The 20,712-nt window shown below is 35.9% G+C and carries 8 protein-coding genes and 2 pseudogenes; 9 read left to right on the top strand and 1 reads right to left on the bottom strand.

Annotated elements, in window-relative coordinates:
* Positions 1-70 precede the first annotated feature (70 nt).
* Positions 71-1,051, bottom strand: coding sequence for a BtrH N-terminal domain-containing protein (locus tag GIY83_RS05065; protein WP_208685308.1), 981 nt, complete (start codon positions 1,049-1,051; stop codon positions 71-73).
* Between the two features lie 256 nt (positions 1,052-1,307).
* On the opposite strand from GIY83_RS05065, the pseudogene GIY83_RS05070 reads away from it, so the two are divergent.
* The 9 genes and pseudogenes from GIY83_RS05070 (at position 1,308) to GIY83_RS05110 (ending at position 20,543) form a co-directional block, all read left to right on the top strand.
* Positions 1,308-1,901 (top strand): annotated as a pseudogene (locus GIY83_RS05070) (IS6 family transposase).
* 623 nt (positions 1,902-2,524) lie between these two features.
* A complete protein-coding gene (locus tag GIY83_RS05075) occupies positions 2,525-3,031 on the top strand; it encodes a DUF4402 domain-containing protein (RefSeq protein WP_208685310.1) in 507 nt (168 codons plus the stop codon).
* 82 nt (positions 3,032-3,113) lie between these two features.
* Complete coding sequence (locus GIY83_RS05080) at positions 3,114-3,974, top strand: fimbria/pilus periplasmic chaperone (protein ID WP_208685312.1); 861 nt, start codon at positions 3,114-3,116, stop codon at positions 3,972-3,974.
* A gap of 52 nt (positions 3,975-4,026) precedes the next feature.
* Positions 4,027-14,565, top strand: a complete 10,539-nt coding sequence (locus tag GIY83_RS05085) for an S-layer family protein (protein WP_208685314.1) — start codon at positions 4,027-4,029, stop codon at positions 14,563-14,565.
* A 47-nt stretch (positions 14,566-14,612) separates the two neighbouring features.
* Entirely contained in the window at positions 14,613-15,146 is a 534-nt protein-coding gene (locus GIY83_RS05090; RefSeq protein ID WP_208685317.1) for a DUF4402 domain-containing protein, read from the top strand.
* Positions 15,147-15,230: 84 nt separating this feature from the next.
* The gene (locus tag GIY83_RS05095) at positions 15,231-17,726 is read left to right on the top strand and encodes a collagen binding domain-containing protein (RefSeq protein WP_208685319.1); all 2,496 of its coding nucleotides are present in this window, start codon (positions 15,231-15,233) and stop codon (positions 17,724-17,726) included.
* Positions 17,727-17,857: 131 nt separating this feature from the next.
* Positions 17,858-18,229, top strand: coding sequence for a hypothetical protein (locus tag GIY83_RS05100; RefSeq protein ID WP_208685321.1), 372 nt, complete (start codon positions 17,858-17,860; stop codon positions 18,227-18,229).
* A gap of 58 nt (positions 18,230-18,287) precedes the next feature.
* Positions 18,288-18,466, top strand: a pseudogene (locus GIY83_RS05105) (DDE-type integrase/transposase/recombinase); the annotation flags it as partial.
* Positions 18,467-18,899: 433 nt separating this feature from the next.
* Positions 18,900-20,543, top strand: a complete 1,644-nt coding sequence (locus tag GIY83_RS05110; protein WP_208685324.1) for a DUF6377 domain-containing protein — start codon at positions 18,900-18,902, stop codon at positions 20,541-20,543.
* Positions 20,544-20,712 lie beyond the last annotated feature (169 nt).

Below are 20,712 nucleotides of genomic sequence, written 5' to 3' on the forward strand. Positions count from 1 at the left end.
TTGCTATAAAACACCACCACACAGAAGGCTTAGTTATTTATATGAGTATATTACAGTGTTAATGGTCCGGCTATATTGTTGCTAACATTTCCATTGTTTTTTTTTCTTTGTCTGATATGGTTTTTAAAATGTCTGATGCTTGTTGAATATACTTAAAGTCATTGGTCTGGCTAACTCTTTCAAATAAATGTGAAACCGAAGTCCAAAGTTCTGCAATTTCTATAAAAGCCTCGTGTCCCGATTTCAGTTTGTCCAATTTCAACAAGTCGTAACTTTCTTTTAAAAAATCGCGATACAAGTTTCTAAATAATGCTCCGCCTGTTCCTGCTTTTTCCATAAGCATTGCAGATGTTCTAAAGTCGTTTTCAATGTCTTTACTTCTCTTAAACCATTTAATTATTTCTGTACTTGCTTTTAAAATTCCTTTATAGCCAATATTTGTTATTGGTGGATTTATATAGTCAGCGGCGTTATTTTTAACTGCAGTTAATATTGCAGTTTTTAAGTCAAATTTATCGTCATTTTTACACAAAATGTAATACAAATTTTTAGATGACATTGGACCTTTTTCTGCTCTTGCTATCGACAAACTCTTTAAACTTGTCATCACTTGTCCTCCTTGCTGTTTTGTGTCCACCAAAAAAGCATTTTCATTGTCATAGCCATAAATTGCAGTATAATGTCCTGCAAAATGAAATGGACTTGAAAAGTATTGCAAATGAAAACAGTCTAATTTTAAGCCCACTGCTTGTCCTTTGTCAACTAATTCTTTTACGTTGTTCCAAGCCTTATGGGTTGATGCAGTTTCTTTAACTGACAATACAAGATTTAGATTTCTTGCAATATTTTCAGTTAGAATGTCCGGTTTTACGCGTCCGCCAATAAATGGAAAACTCATTGATTTCATATTCCAAAATATAAATCCAAGTCCCTGGCCCAAACCGAAAAGCATAGGCTCGGAAAGTTCAATGTCGAGTTGTCGCAACAAAGTTCCTGTCGCTGTTGTTTCGCAATGTTGTCCGTCAAATGGTTTTATGTTATCAATTTTCATTATCACTCTGATGTTGTTTAACTGCCAACTCCTCTAATCTATACAGTATATCTGCCTTTTTTTATGATATACAAACACTGCACTGTCATGCTAAATACTTTTGCAATACTACACAAAAAGAACAATACCGATATCATTTTCGGGTCAATTAAAATTTATCTTTTTAATAGTATGCGAATTTGTGCGTCTAACTGAATTTCTGGTCCTGTCGCATTTGGGAATAACTTTATCGTTATAATTTTAAACCCATCAAAAAATGAATACTAAAGGTCATTGTTATCCAAAATATATCATTCTTCAGGCAGTGTATTTTAAATTAAGATTTACACTTAGTTACCTTTGATGTTGAGGAAATAATGAAAATTAGAGGAGTGCTTGTGGATCATGCTACAATTCAGCGCTGGGTTTATAAGTTTACACCTTTGCTTGAATCAGAGATGAAGAAGAGAAAAGGCAGAGTGGGGGCGAGCTGGAGATTAAATGAGACCTATATCAAAGTAAAAGGCATTTGGTGTTATTTATATAGAGCAGCAGATAAATTAGGCAATACAGTAGACTTTCTATTGACCAGAAAAAGACAGAGAATGTGCGCTCAGTCATTTCTAATTAAAGCAATTAGTAATAACTGCCGGGCAAGAGTAATAAACATTGATAAAAGCGGATCTAATAATATTGTAGAACAGGATCATCGTTTTATCAAGTGACGAATACAAAATGGATTAGGTTTTAAAAGTTTTGAATCGGCCAGACGAACATTGAGCGGAATTGAAGTTGTAGATATGCTAGGAAAGAATCAGATGGTAGACCAGGAATATCTATGTTTAAATCATTCTGTAAATTGGCGGACTAACTTTAAAATTACTTAAAGTCTTATATTTGATTCTGACAGATGCGACAGAACCTACAATAAGTTTAGTAAGCGAATTTCTGTTGGAATGTTGTCAAGAAAAGGATAAATTCTCCTTTACTGTCATTTTTTTTCATCTTTTAATAACCCTTTAAATCTAAAATGGAATTCCTCAAAAAAATTAATCAAAATCGTCTTTTGTCGAGCGTTCGTAGGTTAAAATCGTAGATAAAAGATTTGATAATAGGCCTTAAATTTAAAAAAGGAAGAATTAAGCCACGGCATTAATTTAAAAGTAATTTTTATACTTTCGCTAGACTAATTTAGAACTTATCTTGCTGTCATTGAGTTTCTTGAGGGTAAAAAACGGGCTAACTTAAAATAATTTCTATTTTAACAGATCAAAATAATTATTTAAACTGTTAAATTTAATAATTTTCAGTTTATAGATATATTTATTATACATTTGCTAAAATAAATTATAAAAATATAAATAAAATTAAAAATTATATAATTTATTTATCTACCCGCGTATAAGCCTCATTGTCGTTTTTTATTCCCTGTTTTTTTACATCTAATTTTGATTTCCCAATCTAACATTAATAATTTTTACAACTACTTACATTATGAAAAATTTAATTACTCCAGCAAATTTGTGCCTTTTAGGAATTTTGTTTACCTCTTCTGTTTTTGCTCAGGCTACTGCTACAGCTACAGCTTCGGCCACAATAGTCACACCGATAAGTATTACAAATGCTTCTGATATGAATTTTGGAAACATAGCTACGGATGGAACTGTTGGTACAGTTGTTTTAGCTCCTGACAATAGCCGAGCGATTACAGGGGGGGTAACCTTGCCTGCAGCTACAGGTACAGTAACCGCAGCAGCTTTTACAGTTTCTGGTTCTGGTTCGTATACCTATGCCATAACTTTGCCATCATCAGTAATTATCGCAAGTGGTACTGACCAAATGACTGTTGATAATTTTACCAGTACACCGGAAACAATAGGAACATTAAGTTCCGGTTCAGAAACCATAACTATTGGTGCAACCTTAAATCTGGTAGCTTCACAAGCTGAGGGATCATATACTTCTGCAGCTCCTTTCGCAGTTACTGTTAATTACAATTAATAAATACGTTAATTAGAATTAAAAAAACTGTATCTAAATTTAAAGTTACGACTTTAGATTATTAACATTTTATCATCGTATTATGAATAACTCCCTCTTTATGAAAGCTGGGGTTACTTTACTTGCGCTATCATTTATTTTTACGGCGGGGCAATTAATTGCCCCATATGATAGTGTTGGTCAGGGTGACCTTATGATAATGCCACGCAGAGTAATTCTTGATGCAAACAAAAGAACTCAGGAATTGACTGTTGCTAATACAGGATCTGACAGTACAAAATATCTTATTTCTGTTATACATTATAGAATGCGTGAAAATGGTGCTTTTGAACAGATTGTTCAACCTGATTCCGCGCAGCATTTTGCAGATAAGAATTTCAGATTTTTTCCACGTACTGTTACACTTGCCCCAAATGAATCGCAAACAATTAAAATTCAAGCAATAAATACAAATGAATTGCAGCCAGGTGAATATAGGTCGCATCTCTATTTTAGGGCAGTTACAAAAAATCTGCCTGTAGATACAGAAATTTCGAAGCCACCAAAATCTATGTCTGTACAACTTGTACCCACATTTGGTATTGCTATCCCTGTTATTATTAGAAGTGGTGCTTTAACTTTAAATGTTAAGCTTGAAAAATCAATGTTTTCAATTAATACAGATGGAATACCTCAATTAAATATGGTATTTAAGAGAACTGGTAACATATCTGTCTACGGTGATATAAAAGTAGAACACGTTTCGGCAACTGGAAGAACTACGCAGGTTGGTATCGCAAAAGGTTTTGCGATTTACACTCCTAATTCTGTACGTAATTTTGCCCTTAATTTAGATAAGAATTCAGCAGTAGATTATCATAAAGGAAAACTCAATATTATATATACTACTTTATCAGAAACAAAACCAATAGTAATCACTTCTTTACAAGTTGATCTCCTTTAGTTTGAAATAGCTTTCAAACGAATCAATCCTCGTTAATTTAGCCCTTCAGGACATGAAAAGAAAAATTATTTTTACTTTATCGTGTAGATGTATACTGGTTATTTTTTTATTACTCTCTGTTAGTACAAAGCTCTTTAGTCAATCAATAAATAATTATACATTTGTTGGTACTACAGCGGCGGGTTTTACACCAATTACAGGCGGAAATACATTAACATGGACAGGGTCTACAGATGATGCAGTATCTGCACTTATTCCAATAGGATTTGACTTTTGGTATATGGGTTTACGCTATACCAATATTGGAGCAACTACCAATGGATGGTTGACTCTGGGAACTGTTGCAACAGATTTTGTTTATAACAATAATTTAGCAGCTTCCGGGTCACCCAGGCCGGTCATTGCACCTTTGTGGGATGATCTTGATATTGTTTCTACGGCCAATGTTACGTACAGGACAACGGGAACAGTAGGAAGCAGAATATTTACGATACAATACCTTAATACAAAATGGAATTATTTAGCTGCAGGTGCAGTATGCTCTTTTCAGGTAAATCTTTATGAAACAACCGGAAAAATTGAATTTGTTTATCGTTCTGATACTTCTGCTGTAAACGCCTCTTCAGCTTCTATTGGAATTACTGCGACAGCTACCGGATCGGGAAATTATTTGTCAGTAAATAATGCAGGCACCAGCGTAAGTTCTACTACTGTAGCAAGTGTGACAACCAAACGGGTAACAGGCAGAACATATGGGTTTACCTCACCAGTACCCATTGCCCCAGGTAATCTTAGTTTCTCAGCGATAACGCTCTCTTCAATGACACTTAACTGGAATGACCTCTCTGCAAATGAAAGAGGCTTTGTTATTTATCGTTCTACAGATGGAATTAACTATTCTTTTGTAAGTCAGACTGCAGCTGGAACTACTTTATCATCACAAACTGGGCTGACGACAGGAACAACTTATTACTGGAGAGTAAATGCCATTACAGAAGGAGCAATGAGTAGCCCCATTAGCGGAACTCAGGCAACCACTTGTAATGGGCCTATTATTTCTCAGTTACCAGTAACAAATTTAATCGCCTATTATAAGTTTGAAGGAAATGCAGTTGATGCAACGGGTAATAATTCCGGCACTTTTCAAGGAGCTACACCTACACCATCTGCCGATCGGTTCAATAATACGGGAAAGGCCTACAACTTTAATGGAACTACTAACTGTATCTCTACCAGTAATTTATATGTCAACCCTGCCTCAGTAAGTGTTTCTTCCTGGTTTAAAACAACCACCACGATTGGTGGTGCGTTAGTGGGATTTTCAAGCATCCAGACAGGTGGAGGAGGTACAAGGGATCGATTTATTTATATGACCAGTACAGGTGTATTATATTTTGGTGTAGCACCTGGTGCTGCTAAAAAATACATCAACACAACCACTTCTTACAATGATGGGAACTGGCATATGGTTACTGCTACGCTTGGAGGGGGAGGCATGAAATTATATGTTGATGGTGTACTTTCTGCTAGTGATTTAACGATAACAACTGCTGAGACTACAACCGGATATTGGCGATTGGGATATAGCGATATTTCCACATGGCCTAATGAATCTTCAAGTCATTTCTTTCAGGGAACTCTGGATGATATGTTGATTTACCATCGGGAATTATCTGCTTCTGAGGTAAGTGTACTATACAATTCACCAGATGGTGCAGGAAGTAATTCTCCCGTTTGCGCCGGAGCCACTCTTAATCTTGCTGCTTCTACTACAGCAGGAGCTAGTTATTTATGGACAGGCCCTAATGGTTTTACTTCGGTGCTACAAAACCCAAGTCTTACTTATTCAGCAGCAAATGCAGGTGTTTATACAGTACAGGTAACTTTACCAGGATGTGCTGTAACTACAACGGCCTATACAAATGTTGTATCTACTACAGCGAGCGGACAATGGACTGGCAATGTGAGTACTGATTGGGCTAATGCTGCTAATTGGTGTAGCGGAACTTTACCAACACCTACTACCGATGTAGTAATTACGGCAGGCGCAACCAGAATGCCTAACATTAGTACAAGTGTGAATAGCCGAAGTCTTACCATAAATAATGGAGCAAGTTTAACATTGACAGGTACAGGGACTTTAAATATTACGGGCACCCTGATAAACAATGGTATTTTTACAAATACCGGAACTATAAATTTTAACGGAACAACTGGTCAGCAGACTTTTTCAGGTCTTGCTTCATTTTTTAATCTAACACTAAGTAATAGCAACGGATTGTTATTACCCTTAGGTATTACTATTAATAATGACCTAATAATTGCTTCGGGTACGTTAAATGCAAATAATTTCAATATTAATATAGCGGGCAATTGGACAAACAATACATCGGTTATAGCCTTTACAGCAGGTACAGGTACGGTTACCTTTAATAGTGTAACAGCCAAAGTCATTGGAGGAACTTTTTCAACCACTTTTCATAACCTCGCTATAGCAAATGTTGGAAACACTATTAGCCTTGCCATCAATACCAATATTATTGGAAATCTTTCTATAAATACCGGAACTTTTGATTTAGGAAGCTTTACAGCTAACCGAACTGCAGTTGGCGGTACACTTACCGTTGCTAATAATGCTAAACTAAAAATAGGAGGTACAAATACTTTTCCTTCAAATTACACAACTAATACATTGGTTACGGCCAGTACTGTTGAATATTCTGGTACTAATCAAACTGTTGCCAATCAGGTTTACGGAAACTTACAGTTAAGCAGTTCTGGTGGTGTAGCAGTAAAAAATTTCCCCGCTACAGCTTTAACCATAATTGGTAATTTGACCAGTGCAATAGGTGCCGGAACTTCTGTAACCTTTACAGCTGGTTCGGCTATTACGATAAATGGAAATATTGTAATTGGAGCTTCGACCACGTTTAATGGTGGTAATTTTATTCATAATATAGGCGGAAACTGGACAAATACCGGCACATTTAATGGCAATACAAGTAATATAATTTTTACAGGTTCGGGCACTACAGTAAGTGGTTCAGGTACTCAAAATTTCAATAGCCTTACAGTTTCCGCATCACTGGTTAGTTTTTCAGCAGAAGGTCTTAGTTTATCAGGAAATTTAGCTACAACTGGATCAGGGTCATTTACTCAGGCATCTGGCGGAACATTGACTATGACTGGAACAAGTACTACTATTAGTGGAGTTTCAATTTCGGTCGATAATCTTACTATTAGTGGATCGGTAACAACTACCTCATCAATTGCCTTAACTGGTAATTTAACAGTGAGCGGAAGCTTTACTACGAGTGCGGGAACTATTACCATGAGTGGAACTTCTAAAGCTATATCGGGTTCAGGTACAAAAACTTTTAATGTGCTTTCCCTAACAGGTACAGTTACAACTGGTGTGAATTTCAGCATTTCTTCAGGTCTTCTTGTTTATGGAAGTTTAACGGCATCAGCAGGAACAGTAACTTTTACCGGGACTTCTAGTTTGAGTGGAATAGCTAACTTATTTAATGTAATAATCAATGGAACCTCCCTTCAATTATCTGCAAATGCAACCTTAGGTATTGCCGGAGCACTTACTGTTACAGCGGGAACGCTTAATGTAAGTTCAATACCTAACACCGTAAATTTTAATGGTAATGGGGCACAAAGTATCAATGCAATTACCTATAATAATTTAGTAACAAGTAATGCAGGTAATAAGACTGCAGCCGGGGCAATAATAGTAAATAATGATATAACAATAGGATTAGGTACCACTTTTATAGCTGGCACCTATACACATTCTATTTATAACAATTGGCACAATAACGGTAGTTTTAATGCCGGAACAAGTACTGTACTGTTTCTTGGTAGTCAAAATTCAGTAATTAGTGGCGCCACTACTTTTAATATTGTAACACTTAATAATACCAGCTCAGCAATAACACTTACTTTGCTAAGTAATATTTCGGTAGCTACCATTAATATGACCACCGGCACTATCTTAACAGAAGCCAATACATTGACTATTACAACCACAAGAACTGGAAATGGTATTATATTGGGCACGATAACCAGAAACCATTCCTTTTTATCGGGGACATCTTATGCTTTTGAAGGACCTAACAACTTGATTACTTTTACTCTTGCATCAGCTATTAATAGTGTAACAATAACTGCCATAAGTGCCCCTGTTAGCGATTTTCCATTTAATGGATCAATAAACCGTACTTATACTGTTACTATTCCTTCTGGAACATATGATAATGCAACACTTCGACTTCATTATGAAGACAATGAACTCAATGGTAGTAATGAAAGTACTATGGCTTTGTGGAAATATAATGGGGCTTTGTGGGGGTATAGTGGTAAAACATCAAATGATACAGCGAGTAATTATATTGAGCAAACGTTATTACTCACTATAACAAACCGCTGGACCATATCTGATAATTCAAATGCAGTACAATGGAATGGCAGTGTTAGTACAGATTGGAACACTGCTGCTAATTGGACGGTTACTCAAGGGGCAGCTTCGGCTCCTCCTGCTGCAACTGATATAGTAAATTTAGGTACTTCAACTTTTACTAACCAGCCTACTATAAGCACTGCGGTAACAGTCAAAAATATCAATTTTGGTAGCCTAAAAGCCGTAAACTTGTCAATGACTGCAGGCGGATCGCTGGTTTCATCCAACATGAATGGAATCTGGAGTACCAATGCGGTACATACGATTAATGTAAATGGACAGACCATTAGTGTTAATGGTGATTTGGCATTGAGTGATGGTACAAGTGGCCATGCCATTAATTTAAATATAGGCTCTGGTATAGTAAATATTAATGGAGCACTAACCGAAAATGGCCATGCCAACATTGTATTTACAGGAACAGGAAGTCTAAACATTGGAGGTGATTTTGATTATGTAAATGGCATTTTTACACCTGGATCCGGTACCGTTACCTATTCCGGTAGTTCAAATCAGAATGTAGGTATTGTAAATTATAATAACCTAACGATTAATAAAACGGCAGGTAATGCAATTGCTACTAGTGCTTTAACCATTGGAGGAGATCTGAGCATTACAGCAGGTGAATTTGATAGTAATGGGACTACCGTTATTACTGGAAATGTAACTATCGCTTCTGGAACTATTTTTCAGAATAACAGTACCGTAAATGTTGGAGGTAATTGGAACAATAACGGCTCTTTTACCTCAAACAATTCTGGAACAAGTGTCATTTTTAATGGGACTGGAACACAAACAATATCAGCAACAACCTTTAATAATCTTGAATTCAATAAACCAGTAGGAACTGTTGCTACACTAATAGGCGATGTAACCATTAAAGGGAATCTTAACGGTACTTCTGGAACTCTTGATATCAAGTCGTTTTTCTTTAATAGAGAGGTTTTGGGCGGGACAGCAACATTAAATGATGCCGGTACTTTAATTATCGCCGCAGATAATGCCCCAAATAAATTTGCCAATTATGCTTTGAGCGTCAATAGTACGGTAGTTTTTAATGGAACAGGCACGCAAAATTTACTATTGCCAGGGGTTGTTTATGGAAATATAATTTTTAGAAATGCGGGCACAAAAATATTATATACACCAATTACCGTTAAAAATGATTTAGCTATAGAAAGTACAGCCGCTTTTAATGGAGGGGCAAATACCATCACTCTAAATGGAAACTGGCTCAATAATGGAACATTTGTTCCTGCAACCAGTACGCTGCTATTCACAGGTAGCACAAAAAATATTACAGGTAACACAACCTTTAATAAAGTAACAGTTACCGGAAGCTATACCATTTTAAATAATGTCACTTTTAATGGGTTACTTAATATAACTAGTTCAGGAGCTCTTAATGGTGGAGTAAATATTAACACCACCCTTAATGCCGACTTGATCAATAGCGGTACATTAAATACATTGGGTACAACCTCTTTTACAGGGAATGTTTTACAAACCCTAAGCCTTATTAATGCTGTTTCAACAGTAGCTGTAACTGTTAATTTTAATGGTACTGTTTCACCAGTATTAAATTCTACCTCAGCTCCACAATTCGGATACCTGAATATCAATAATACTGGAGGTGTTAATGCAAGTGTTGGCTGGACCATTGCTTATGCACTTACTGTGGGCTCTGGAGCATCTTTTAATGGAGGAGCGTCAACTCATAATTTACTGGGTACACTAACAAATAATGGTTCAATTACCAGCGCGGGAACTTTAAACTTTATTCCTTCGTCTGCTGTTACACTAAATATGGGAACTAATTTTTTAAGCACAGGAACTGTGGTTTTTGGAGGTACAGGTGCTACAACACTTGCTGGAAATCCCACTTCATTACAGAACATGCTAATTTCAAATACAAATGCAGCAGGTATTACTTCTGTTTCTAATCTCACAATTACAAACAATTTCACCATTAATAATGGCTCCCTATTTAATGCTGGAAGTTATGGTTATTTACTAGGTGGTAATCTATTAAATAATGGAACTTTAAATAGTCAAACGTCTATTTTTACTGTAAATGGAAGTGCTACTCAAGATCTGTACTCCATTTCTCCTTTATATCAGCTTATCTTAAACAATAGTGGTGGAACCGTTACTATATCCTCAAATATAACTGTTAATAATGCCCTGAGTTTTACAGCAGGAAAAATTCAAACAGGCAATTATATAGTTATCCAACCAATTACGGGTTCAGTTTCAGGAGCAGCACAGAATACGGGTTGGATATACGGCAGGTTGCAGAAAAATACAGGAACCGGAGTAATTACTAAAACATTCGAAATAGGAAATTCGACTAGTTATCTTCCTGTTTCCGTTGCATTTGCTAATATTAGTACTTCCGGAGATTTGACTGTGACTACTAGCGAAGGTGATTACCCAAACATCAGTAATTCACTGATCAATCCGGACAAAAGCGTAAACAGGTACTGGACAATGAATAATAGTGGTATTATTTTCAGCTCTGCGAATGTTACTTTTAATTACACAGCAGCAGACGTGGATGCCGGGGCAGCTAACAACGCTTTTATTTTAGGTGAATACAATAGTAGCTCCTGGAATTATCCAATGGTGACGACTTTAACAGCAACAAGTCTTACAGCAACAGGAATTACCTATTTTGCAGATTTTCAAATTGGCCAGCTAACTATTTCTATTAAAACATGGGATGGCGGCGCAGGAACTGCCAATTGGGGAGATGCAGCCAACTGGAATGTTGATGGTGTTCCCACAGTGAACGACAATGTACAATTAACAGGACCTTACATTATTAATATCAATGTTGCTGCTACAACTAAGAATTTGCTATTAAGTGATCTTGGTTTGGTTTTAAGTACAGTTGGAGGAAATACACTTACGATTTCAGGAGATTTAACCCTGGCCTCAGGAACATTTAATATAGCTGGAGCATTCCCATCAATAACAGGGTTTGTTGATGTATCGGCAGGGACCGTCAGATTTAACGGATCAGGCTCACAAACCATACCAGCATATAATTATTATAACCTTCAAAGTAGTTCAAGTGGTGTCAGGGTTTTTGCATCAACTGGTACAATTGGCATTACGAACACATTCATTCCAGGAACAAACAGCTATACAGTTACAGGAAGTACTGTAAGCTATAATGGTACTGGGGCACAAACAATAGCAGCAACTCCTTACCATAATCTGATATTGGATAATGCAGGAATAAAAACCTTTGCTGCGGGTATTACCAGTATTGCCGGAAGTCTAACCAATGCAAGTACAATTACTTCCGATGCAATATCCAATGCGGGTACGATTAGTTATAACGGCACAACCGATCAAACCATTACTGACATGAATTATTATAATCTTGATGCCTCAAACCTATCAGGAATTGTTACTCTGGAAGACGTAACTGTTATGGGGGGCTTTAGTGTAAGCCTTGGAGATGTTCATATTGGAAGTACGAATCAGGAGCATAAAATTAATGTTTACGACGATATCACTATTGCCAGTGGAGCAACATTGATTGTATCCTCATCTTCAGATGCTAAACATTCAGTGAATATAGGAGGAGATATAATCAGTAACGGAGTACTGGATATGGCTACCGACTCAAATAGTTTTGCGACGATGAATTTTATAAGAAATGGAAACCAGACCATATCCGGATCGGGGATTAGTTCTTTTTATAAAATTATAGTAAATCAGGGATACAGCAATACCAATACACTAGATGTAATTACTCCCGGCTTTGTTGTTCCAGACGGTTTCTTGACTTTAAGTAATGGAACATTTAAACTCGATAATACCAGTTTGAGTATAACGCCATTTGTACTAGATCTTAGCAATAGTCCTTATTTAATTCCTTCAAGTGCCGGGTTGTCGGTAAATGCCGGTACAGTTAATTCAACTACAATGAATTGGACTGTTGCTGGATCTGTACAAGTAAGCGGAGGAACCTTGAATATGGGGGATACTATAGATAACATAGTAATCCCTATGAATCAGGCTCAATTTTCTATCACAGGTGGAACATTAAATTTAGCCTCAGCAATTAGTAACCCCGGTACAGCATGGAATTTTAATATGCAGGGAGGAATTATGAATGTAAATACGTATGGCAGTACAGTTAGCAGTATTGCTCCTTTTAATATGGATGTTACTACAGACAATTTTAGTGTCTCAGGAGGGGCAATCATAATTCAAAATTCGGGAGGAACTGCAGAACAGAATCTGGGCTATCAAAATCTGTCTACAAGTGGTACTGGATTTACCGGAGGAACACTTCAAATGGGGAATTCTGTTACCGTAGGAACTCAGATAATGATTATTAATACCACTAACCCGCTGTTTAATTTACAAGTGAGTAACGCTGGTGTTAGGGTTCCTTTGGTCAATAATGATTTAACAGTTATGAATAATGTTACCGTTACCGCAGGTATATTGGATATTAATGAAAAGCTAATCACAATAGGAGGAAACATCAGTAATGGCGGAAGTTTTATTGTTGATGAGGGAACTGTTAAAATGAATGGAACTAATCCACAAACTATCGCTGCATCCGCTTTTACAGGAAATGTGATTAGAAACTTAACCATTGCCAACCCGGCTGGTGTTGGTTTAGGAGGCGCATTAAACCTGACCGAAATATTGCTTGTAAATACTGGTACTTTAAGTTCTGCAGGTAATCTTACATTGATTTCAACAGTCGATAAGACGGCGCTAATTGATGGAAGTGGTGCTGGGGCAGTATCAGGGAATGTTACCATGCAGCGTTACCTTGTTGCCGGTTTTGGTTATAAATATTTTAGCCCTCCTTTCCAGAATGCAACGGTTAACAGTTTTGCATCAACGGTAGATTTAAATGCCAGTTTTCCTAATTTTTACAATTATATTGAAAATAAGGTTAGTAGTGGTTTTACTTCATATACTAATCCTTCAGATCTCTTATATCCTTTGCAGGGTTATACCGCAGACTTTGGATCTAGTACAGTACAAAAGACGGTAAATATGACAGGACTTGTAAATAATGGTAGTCTTTCGACCACGTTATACAACAACAATCAACTGTATACCAAAGGTTTTAACCTAGTTGGAAATCCATATCCATCTCCTATTAATTGGGATTCGTCAACAGGTTGGAATAAGACAAACATAGACAATGCTATTTATTTCTTTAATTCAGGATCAGTAAGTCAGTATACAGGAGCATACAGTACTTATATCAATGGAGTATCGAGCGACGGGGTTGCAAGTCCAATTATTGCTTCTATGCAAGGTTTCTTTGTACACGTTAGTGATGGGATATATCCTGTTACCGGAACTCTTGGTATCAATAATACGACACGAATAAATGATCTTTCACCCATATTTCATAAATCTACGATGCGTACAGCTAAGCCTGATTCTGATAGAATTATGATTAGAATAAGTGCTAATTTTTCAAATCATACCCAGTCAGCCGATCCATTGGTTGTTTATTCGGCCAATGGGGCAACTTCCAATTTTGACAAGAGCTATGATGCTATAAAACTGATGAATATAGATGATCAGCTGCCCAATTTATACTCCATAGCAGAGGATAAATCAAAATTAGTAATCAATGGGCTTTCCCAAATGGATGCTACAACAGTAATTCCTCTGGGAATAAAAACGGAACGAGAGGGTAAAATAAGTTTTAATCTTCGGGATCTTGAAAACTTGCCTATAAATCTTAATGTCTATTTAAGAGACACTGAAACAGGTATCAACAAAGATTTACAGAAGGATCCTGTCTACACCGTAAATCTAAAAAAGGGAACTATAGAAAATCGTTTCTTTTTGATTTTCACACCTGCAGATGGTGTTATTGAAAATAATGACAACATTTTTTTTGCTTATGGGTCAGGTGCAGATATGTTTATTAAAATTAAGTTGGTAAAGGAGCAGCGTGGTACACTATTTATTCACAATGTTTTAGGCCAGGAAATTTCAAGTACTTCAATAAGTGGAAACGGAGAATATAAACTGAATCAACTAACTTCAAATTTAGTGTACTTGGTTAGTTTTATTACTTCAAGCAGTAAGTATAACGTTAAAATAATTACTACTGAGAGGTAAATAAAGATAAATGATGATAACTGGAATGATTATCAAAATGAAGTAAGATGAAAAATAAAATAAAATACTTTTTTAATAGCAAAATATCCATAGTGATTGTTTTTTCTATTGCCTTTTTTTTAACCACTTTTTCAGCCCATGCCCAAGGTCCGGAGAACCCTCCCAAACCTGTAGTAATATATGTAAATCCGGCACAGGGATTGAATTTTGGAGCTTTTTATCAGGGAGGTACAGGAGGTTCAGTGATTGTGTATCCAAACGGATCAAGAGCAACAACAGGCAGCGTAATACAAACCAGTCAGGGGTTTTCCTTTTCTCCGGCAATATTTGAAGTAGAGGCCGAACCTGGTACATTGGTTACTATTGTAAATGGACCCGATGTTATTCTTACCGGAAGTAACGGAGGCACAATAGTTCTAAGTATAGGTAGTGCAGATCCACCAAGCCCCTTTATTGCGACAGCCACTTCTCCTTCAAGAACCCTCATTAGAGTAGGTGGTACATTAACTATAGGTAATCCGCTAGTTAATCCTCCGGGAAATTATAACGGTACCTTTTCTGTAACATTTATTCAACCCTAATCAATGCATAGAGTTAAGGTCAGTTTACATAAATGCTTTTGGGCTAAGATTACCATTTTATGGATCATAATGGTAGGACCGGGTATGACATGTAAAGCCCAGACGATAACTGATTATGATGAAATTTCAGTATCATTCAATATTCAGCGTATCGGTACAGCAGAAATGTCGACTCTTATATATAATCAAACGGCGTACATTCCTGTGGTTGATCTCTTTGATTTTTTAAAGATCAATATAGTAGCAAGGGATCTGGATGCCCTAAGCGGAACATTCATCCACCCAAGTTCAGCATTTTTATTTGATCTACCCAATAATCGTATTGTTTATCAGGGAAAGAATTTTGATCTAAAACCCAATAGTCTTATTAGAACTACAACAAATCTCTATTTGCGTTCTGATTATTTTTATGAGATTTTCGGGTTGAATTGCCTGTTTAATTTTCGTAGTCTTTCGGTAGTTATTAGCACAGATTTAGAGCTGCCTATTATGCGTGAAATGAGATTGGAGCAGATGAGAAATAACCTAAACAAATTGCAGGGTGTTTTTAAAACAGATGAATTTGTGGGACGAAAAAATCCATCTTTTTATTTTGGGACAGCAGATTATTCATTTGTTACTTCGGCTGGAAATAAAGAAACTCCTACAGACACCAGAGCAAGTCTTGGCGTTGGCGGTGTAGTAGCTGGCGGTGAAACAAATGTAATCCTGAATTATCAGAGTAATATAGCTTTTTCTAATCGCCAGCAGTATTACTTGTGGCGCTATGTAGATAATGACCAAACTTTTGCCAGACAGTTTTTAGCCGGAAAAATAAGAGGACAGTCAATTTCGTCTATTTATGCCCCTATAGTTGGTGTGCAGGTTACTAACGCTCCTACAACTTACAGACGTTCGTTTGGAACCTATACCATAAATAATTATACAGAGCCAAATTGGACTGTAGAATTGTACGTTAACGGTGTGCTTATTAATTACATTAAAGCCGATGCGGCTGGTTTTTATACTTTTAAAGTACCTCTTGTTTATGGAAATACTGCTGTAAAGTTACGATTCTACGGTCCGTTTGGAGAAGAACGCTCCACCGAACAAAATATAAATATTCCGTTTAATTTTTTACCCAAAGGCGAATTCGAATATACAGCCAGTGCAGGTATTGTGGAAGATGGACAAGATACGAGATTTGCACGATTTAGCAGCAATTACGGATTTAATAAAAATATTACTGTAGGAGCCGGGTTCGAATATTTGTCTTCTATAACTTCGGGAGCAGGAATCCCTTATGTAAATACTTCTTTTCGTTTGTTACCAAATTTACTCATCTCAGGAGAGTATGATTTTAATGTGAGGTCCAAAGCAATATTGAGTTATAATTTAGCTTCAGGTCTACAATTTGAGATGTACAACTATTGGTACAAAAGAAGGCAAACAGCGATCAATACTACCTTTATAGAGGACCACAAGGCAATTCTTTCTTTTCCCTTCAGAGGACGTCATTATGCCGCGTATACCCGTTTGTCATGGCAGGATATTCGTTTAGAGAATACACGTTACAGCGCTACAGAATGGATGCTTTCAACCGTTGTAGGAAATGTTAATGCCAGCGCTAATACTTTTGGACTTTTTTTCCCAGATAAGGCCTCTTACCTTTATACTAATTACGCTGTTGGGGTCAGGTCCTTTAGAAATATGCTCATTACTCAGCAGCTCCAGTACGAGTATAGCAGTAAAAAGGTAATGACCATAAAAACAGAATTAGAAAAAAGAATTTTCTTAAATGGATACGCCAATCTTTCTTATGAGAAAAATTTCATTAGTGAGATTAGCTATGTTGAATTTGGTCTGCGTTATGATTTTTCTTTTGCCCAGACAAGATTCTCTGTGCGCAAAACCAATGATGTTTACCGTACACTGCAAAGCATTAACGGAAGTTTGATACATGATGGCAGGTCAGGTATTACAGACTTTAATAATTATACCAGTATTGGCAAAGGAGCAGTTCTATTGATTCCATATCTGGATCTGAACGGTAATAAGAGGAGAGACCAGAATGAGCCCAATGTACAAGGTTTAAAAGTAATGGTAAACGCAGGACGAACAGAACGATCAGCCAAAGATGGTTCTATACTTATAAAAGATCTTGAAGCTTATGGAAACTTAAATATAGAATTGGATCCTTCCGGATTTGAACGCGTAGCATGGAGACTGCTTAAAAAAAACTATACGGTAGTTGTAGAGCCTAATTTTGTAAAAAATATTGAAGTGCCTGTATCGGTATTTGGAGAAGTAGGGGGGCGTGTCTTTATAGTCGAGAATCAAGATGAAAATGGTATTGCAGGTATCATGATCACTATTTATAATGATAAATCTAAAAAGATTGCAGAAATAACTTCTGAGGCTGATGGATATTTTTCTTACTTGGGATTATTGCCGGGTAATTATACAGCAAAAATTAATACAGAGAAGCTGGAAAAAATAGGATTAGCAACCAATTCAAATTCATTTCAATTTACTGTTTTAAGCAGTACCGAAGGCACTTTGATTGACAATATTAAATTTAAACTTATACCTGTCAAATAATTTTTGTGTCTAAATTTTAGGGGGTATCCGTATTGATCTTTAGTATATTAAGATAAGAAACAGATGATTTTTGTCATTCTAAAGTAACTTTAAATGTTGTACTTTGAATCTCACTTTAATAATCGAAAATTATGGATCAAAATAGTATATTAGATAAGTTAAAAAAAGCGAAGCAAGAACTTATTTTGAATCATGAAGAATTGGAAAAATGTACTAGCGATTTAAAAATTGCTACTATAAATCTGAATATTCGGGAAACGGAAAAAGAATTTAATATGGAAGAATTTAATAGCAATTTAGAACAGATGATGTTTTCGATTTCACACAAAGTAAGAAAGTCTGTTGCTAATATTCTAGGTCTTTCAAAATTGTTGTGTGAAGATATAAATCTTGAAAATAATGAGTTGAGAGAAGTTTTACTCTTGATTATTCAATCTGCTGAATCACTAAACACTTCGACAGAAGAATTATCGAAGTTTATTTGTGTAAAGAGAAGAAGCTGATATGTAAATAATTGTCTTCTAAGAGAAATATACAGTAGAAGGGATCATGAAAATGTGAGGAGTGCTTGTGGATCACGCCACGATTCAGCGTTGGGTTTATAAGTTTGCACCTTTGATTGCGTCAGAGATGAAAAAAGAGAAAGGGCAGAGTGGGGTTGAGTTGGAGATGGGATGAGACTTATATTAAAGTAAAAGGTATTTTGGTGTTATTTATATAGGGCGGTAGATAAATTAGGCAATTAATTTGGAGTGGTCATCATCGTCAATTGTATATAATATTATTTTTTAGGAGCTCTTCCCGCTATACGTTCCACGCGAGCTTCAGCGAACTGGCGAAGCAATCTTTTGTGCCGACCCCTGGCACAAAAGGATTTCATTGCTATCGGGGCTAGGGCTGCCGGAGAGCCCTGTTTTTTGACTAATAAAAACAAGAAGATTGTATGAAAAATGGCGTCAATTGGCGCCATTTGGCTTGTTTGTGATCCCTAAAGGACAGATTTCGCACCATTGTCTTCAAGCAGCGCCATCTGGCAGCGATGACCTTTACTATACAAATTACAAACTATTCTAAGTTTAATTATAAAAATAATAATTCAAGTAATTTGCAAATTTGCATATATTTGCAAATACCCAATAAGAATTGGAATATAGTAATTTAAATCATTAAGCTTTGTTCAAGAAAGTCCTATACTCACTTATACTAATTTCGTGTATCAATATCTGCTCTGGAAATGTAAAAGATTCATTAAGGCTCAAACTTGATTTTGCGATACAACATAAAGCTGATTATGCTGCCCTAAAAGATAAAAGAACTTCAAAAATAAGAAAAGCTCTTAAAGAAAAAAACTCACTTGAGACCGAGTATTTGCTGAATCAAAAATTATATACAGAATACAGAAAATATAAAATAGATTCGGCTTTGTATTTTGTTACGAAAAACGTAAAACTTTCAGATTTACTTAAACAAAGTAGTTTCAGGACAGATGCTGTGCTGCAATTGGCAAATCTCTATTCAGCAAGCGGACGTTTTCTGGAATCAGAAAAATTATTGAAATCAATTGATACCCAAACGCTTTCTAGCAATCAAAAAAAGACCTATTTAGAATTTTATATTGAGTTTTTCGAGCATTATGCTTCTAACAATCCAAGTAAGTATTACAATGAACAAATTGGGATATACAGAGATTCGTTGCTGGCCGTTTTAGATCCTCAGTCTTCAGAATATAAAGTAAATTTAGCTTTGTGCTCAATTGATAATAAAGATTACGCTGCTGCAAAAAAAAATCTCGAAGATTTGTTTTACAATCAGGAACTTAAAAAATCTCAATATGCCATGTGCGCCTATCTTTTAGGAAATATTAGTATGCGCAGTAAAAAATACGAACAAGGAATCAATTATTTTACCCTGGCGGCAATTACGGATATAGAAACGGCGACAAAAGATCAAGGAGCGATTCAGAATCTTGCCATATACAATTACTACAATGACAAGATTGATTTAGCCTATAAATATGCAAAGTCGGCGCTGGAAGATGCGGTGTTCTGCAATGTAAAATTCAGGACCCTGATGATGTCTGAGTTTTATTCGATTATTAATGCAGCGTATCAGAAAAAAGCAGAGAAAAATAAAAAACAGCTTCAAATTTATATTGTATCTGTAAGTGTGCTCAGTTGCTTTCTTATTGTTTTGATTTTTTATGTGTATCGTCAGATGAGACGTTTGTCCAGAATTAAAAAAGAACTTTCAGAGTCAGCACAGGAACTTCAAGAATTAAATTCAGAATTTCAGGCGGCCAATGATCAGCTTAAAGTTTTTAATGAACAGCTTAATGAATCTAATAATATAAAAGAAGAATACATCGCCCAGTTTTTTGATATCTGCTCCTCTTATATTAACAAAATGGAGGATTACAGAATAAAACTCTACAAAAAAGCCGTCAGCAGACAATTTGTTGATCTTACGAATGTTTTAAAATCAAATGATATCATAGATCAGGAACTTTATGACCTGTATAGAAAATTTGATGCTGTTTTCATTAAACTTTATCCTGAGTTTACTACAGATTTTAACGCACTTCTTGCCGAAGGAGAAAAAATCACCCTCAAAGAAGGAGAAATACTCACTACAGAACTTCGCATTTTTGCCCTTGAAAGACTTGGTATTAAAGACAGCGAGAAAATTGCTTCATTTTTAAGAATTTCTATGAGCACCATTTATAATTACAGAACTAAAATTCGAAATAAAACGACTTATTCTAAAGAAGAGTTTACAAAAAAACTCGAAAAAACCGGCAGTAGATTTCACAGTTTGTAATAAGGATAATTATCTCTGTTTATCCCTGCTTTTTCTAGAGGTCGCAAACTATAAAGCTAAAGCTGTATAGGGAATGATGTAGTATTTCAGGCAGATTTGCTTTCTTTTTTGAGCTACATTTTTTGAATGTGTCAACTACTTTTTAATAGCTAAATATTTACTTAAGTGT

Source organism: Flavobacterium sp. SLB02, assembly GCF_009664855.1.
In the GTDB taxonomy this organism is placed as follows: Bacteria; Bacteroidota; Bacteroidia; order Flavobacteriales; family Flavobacteriaceae; genus Flavobacterium.

Coding starts and splice junctions, on each gene's coding strand:
- GIY83_RS05065 (WP_208685308.1), bottom strand. CDS start 1,051: ATGAAAATTGATAACATAAAACCATTTGACGGACAACATTGCGAAACA.
- GIY83_RS05075 (WP_208685310.1), top strand. CDS start 2,525: ATGAAAAATTTAATTACTCCAGCAAATTTGTGCCTTTTAGGAATTTTG.
- GIY83_RS05080 (WP_208685312.1), top strand. CDS start 3,114: ATGAATAACTCCCTCTTTATGAAAGCTGGGGTTACTTTACTTGCGCTA.
- GIY83_RS05085 (WP_208685314.1), top strand. CDS start 4,027: ATGAAAAGAAAAATTATTTTTACTTTATCGTGTAGATGTATACTGGTT.
- GIY83_RS05090 (WP_208685317.1), top strand. CDS start 14,613: ATGAAAAATAAAATAAAATACTTTTTTAATAGCAAAATATCCATAGTG.
- GIY83_RS05095 (WP_208685319.1), top strand. CDS start 15,231: ATGACATGTAAAGCCCAGACGATAACTGATTATGATGAAATTTCAGTA.
- GIY83_RS05100 (WP_208685321.1), top strand. CDS start 17,858: ATGGATCAAAATAGTATATTAGATAAGTTAAAAAAAGCGAAGCAAGAA.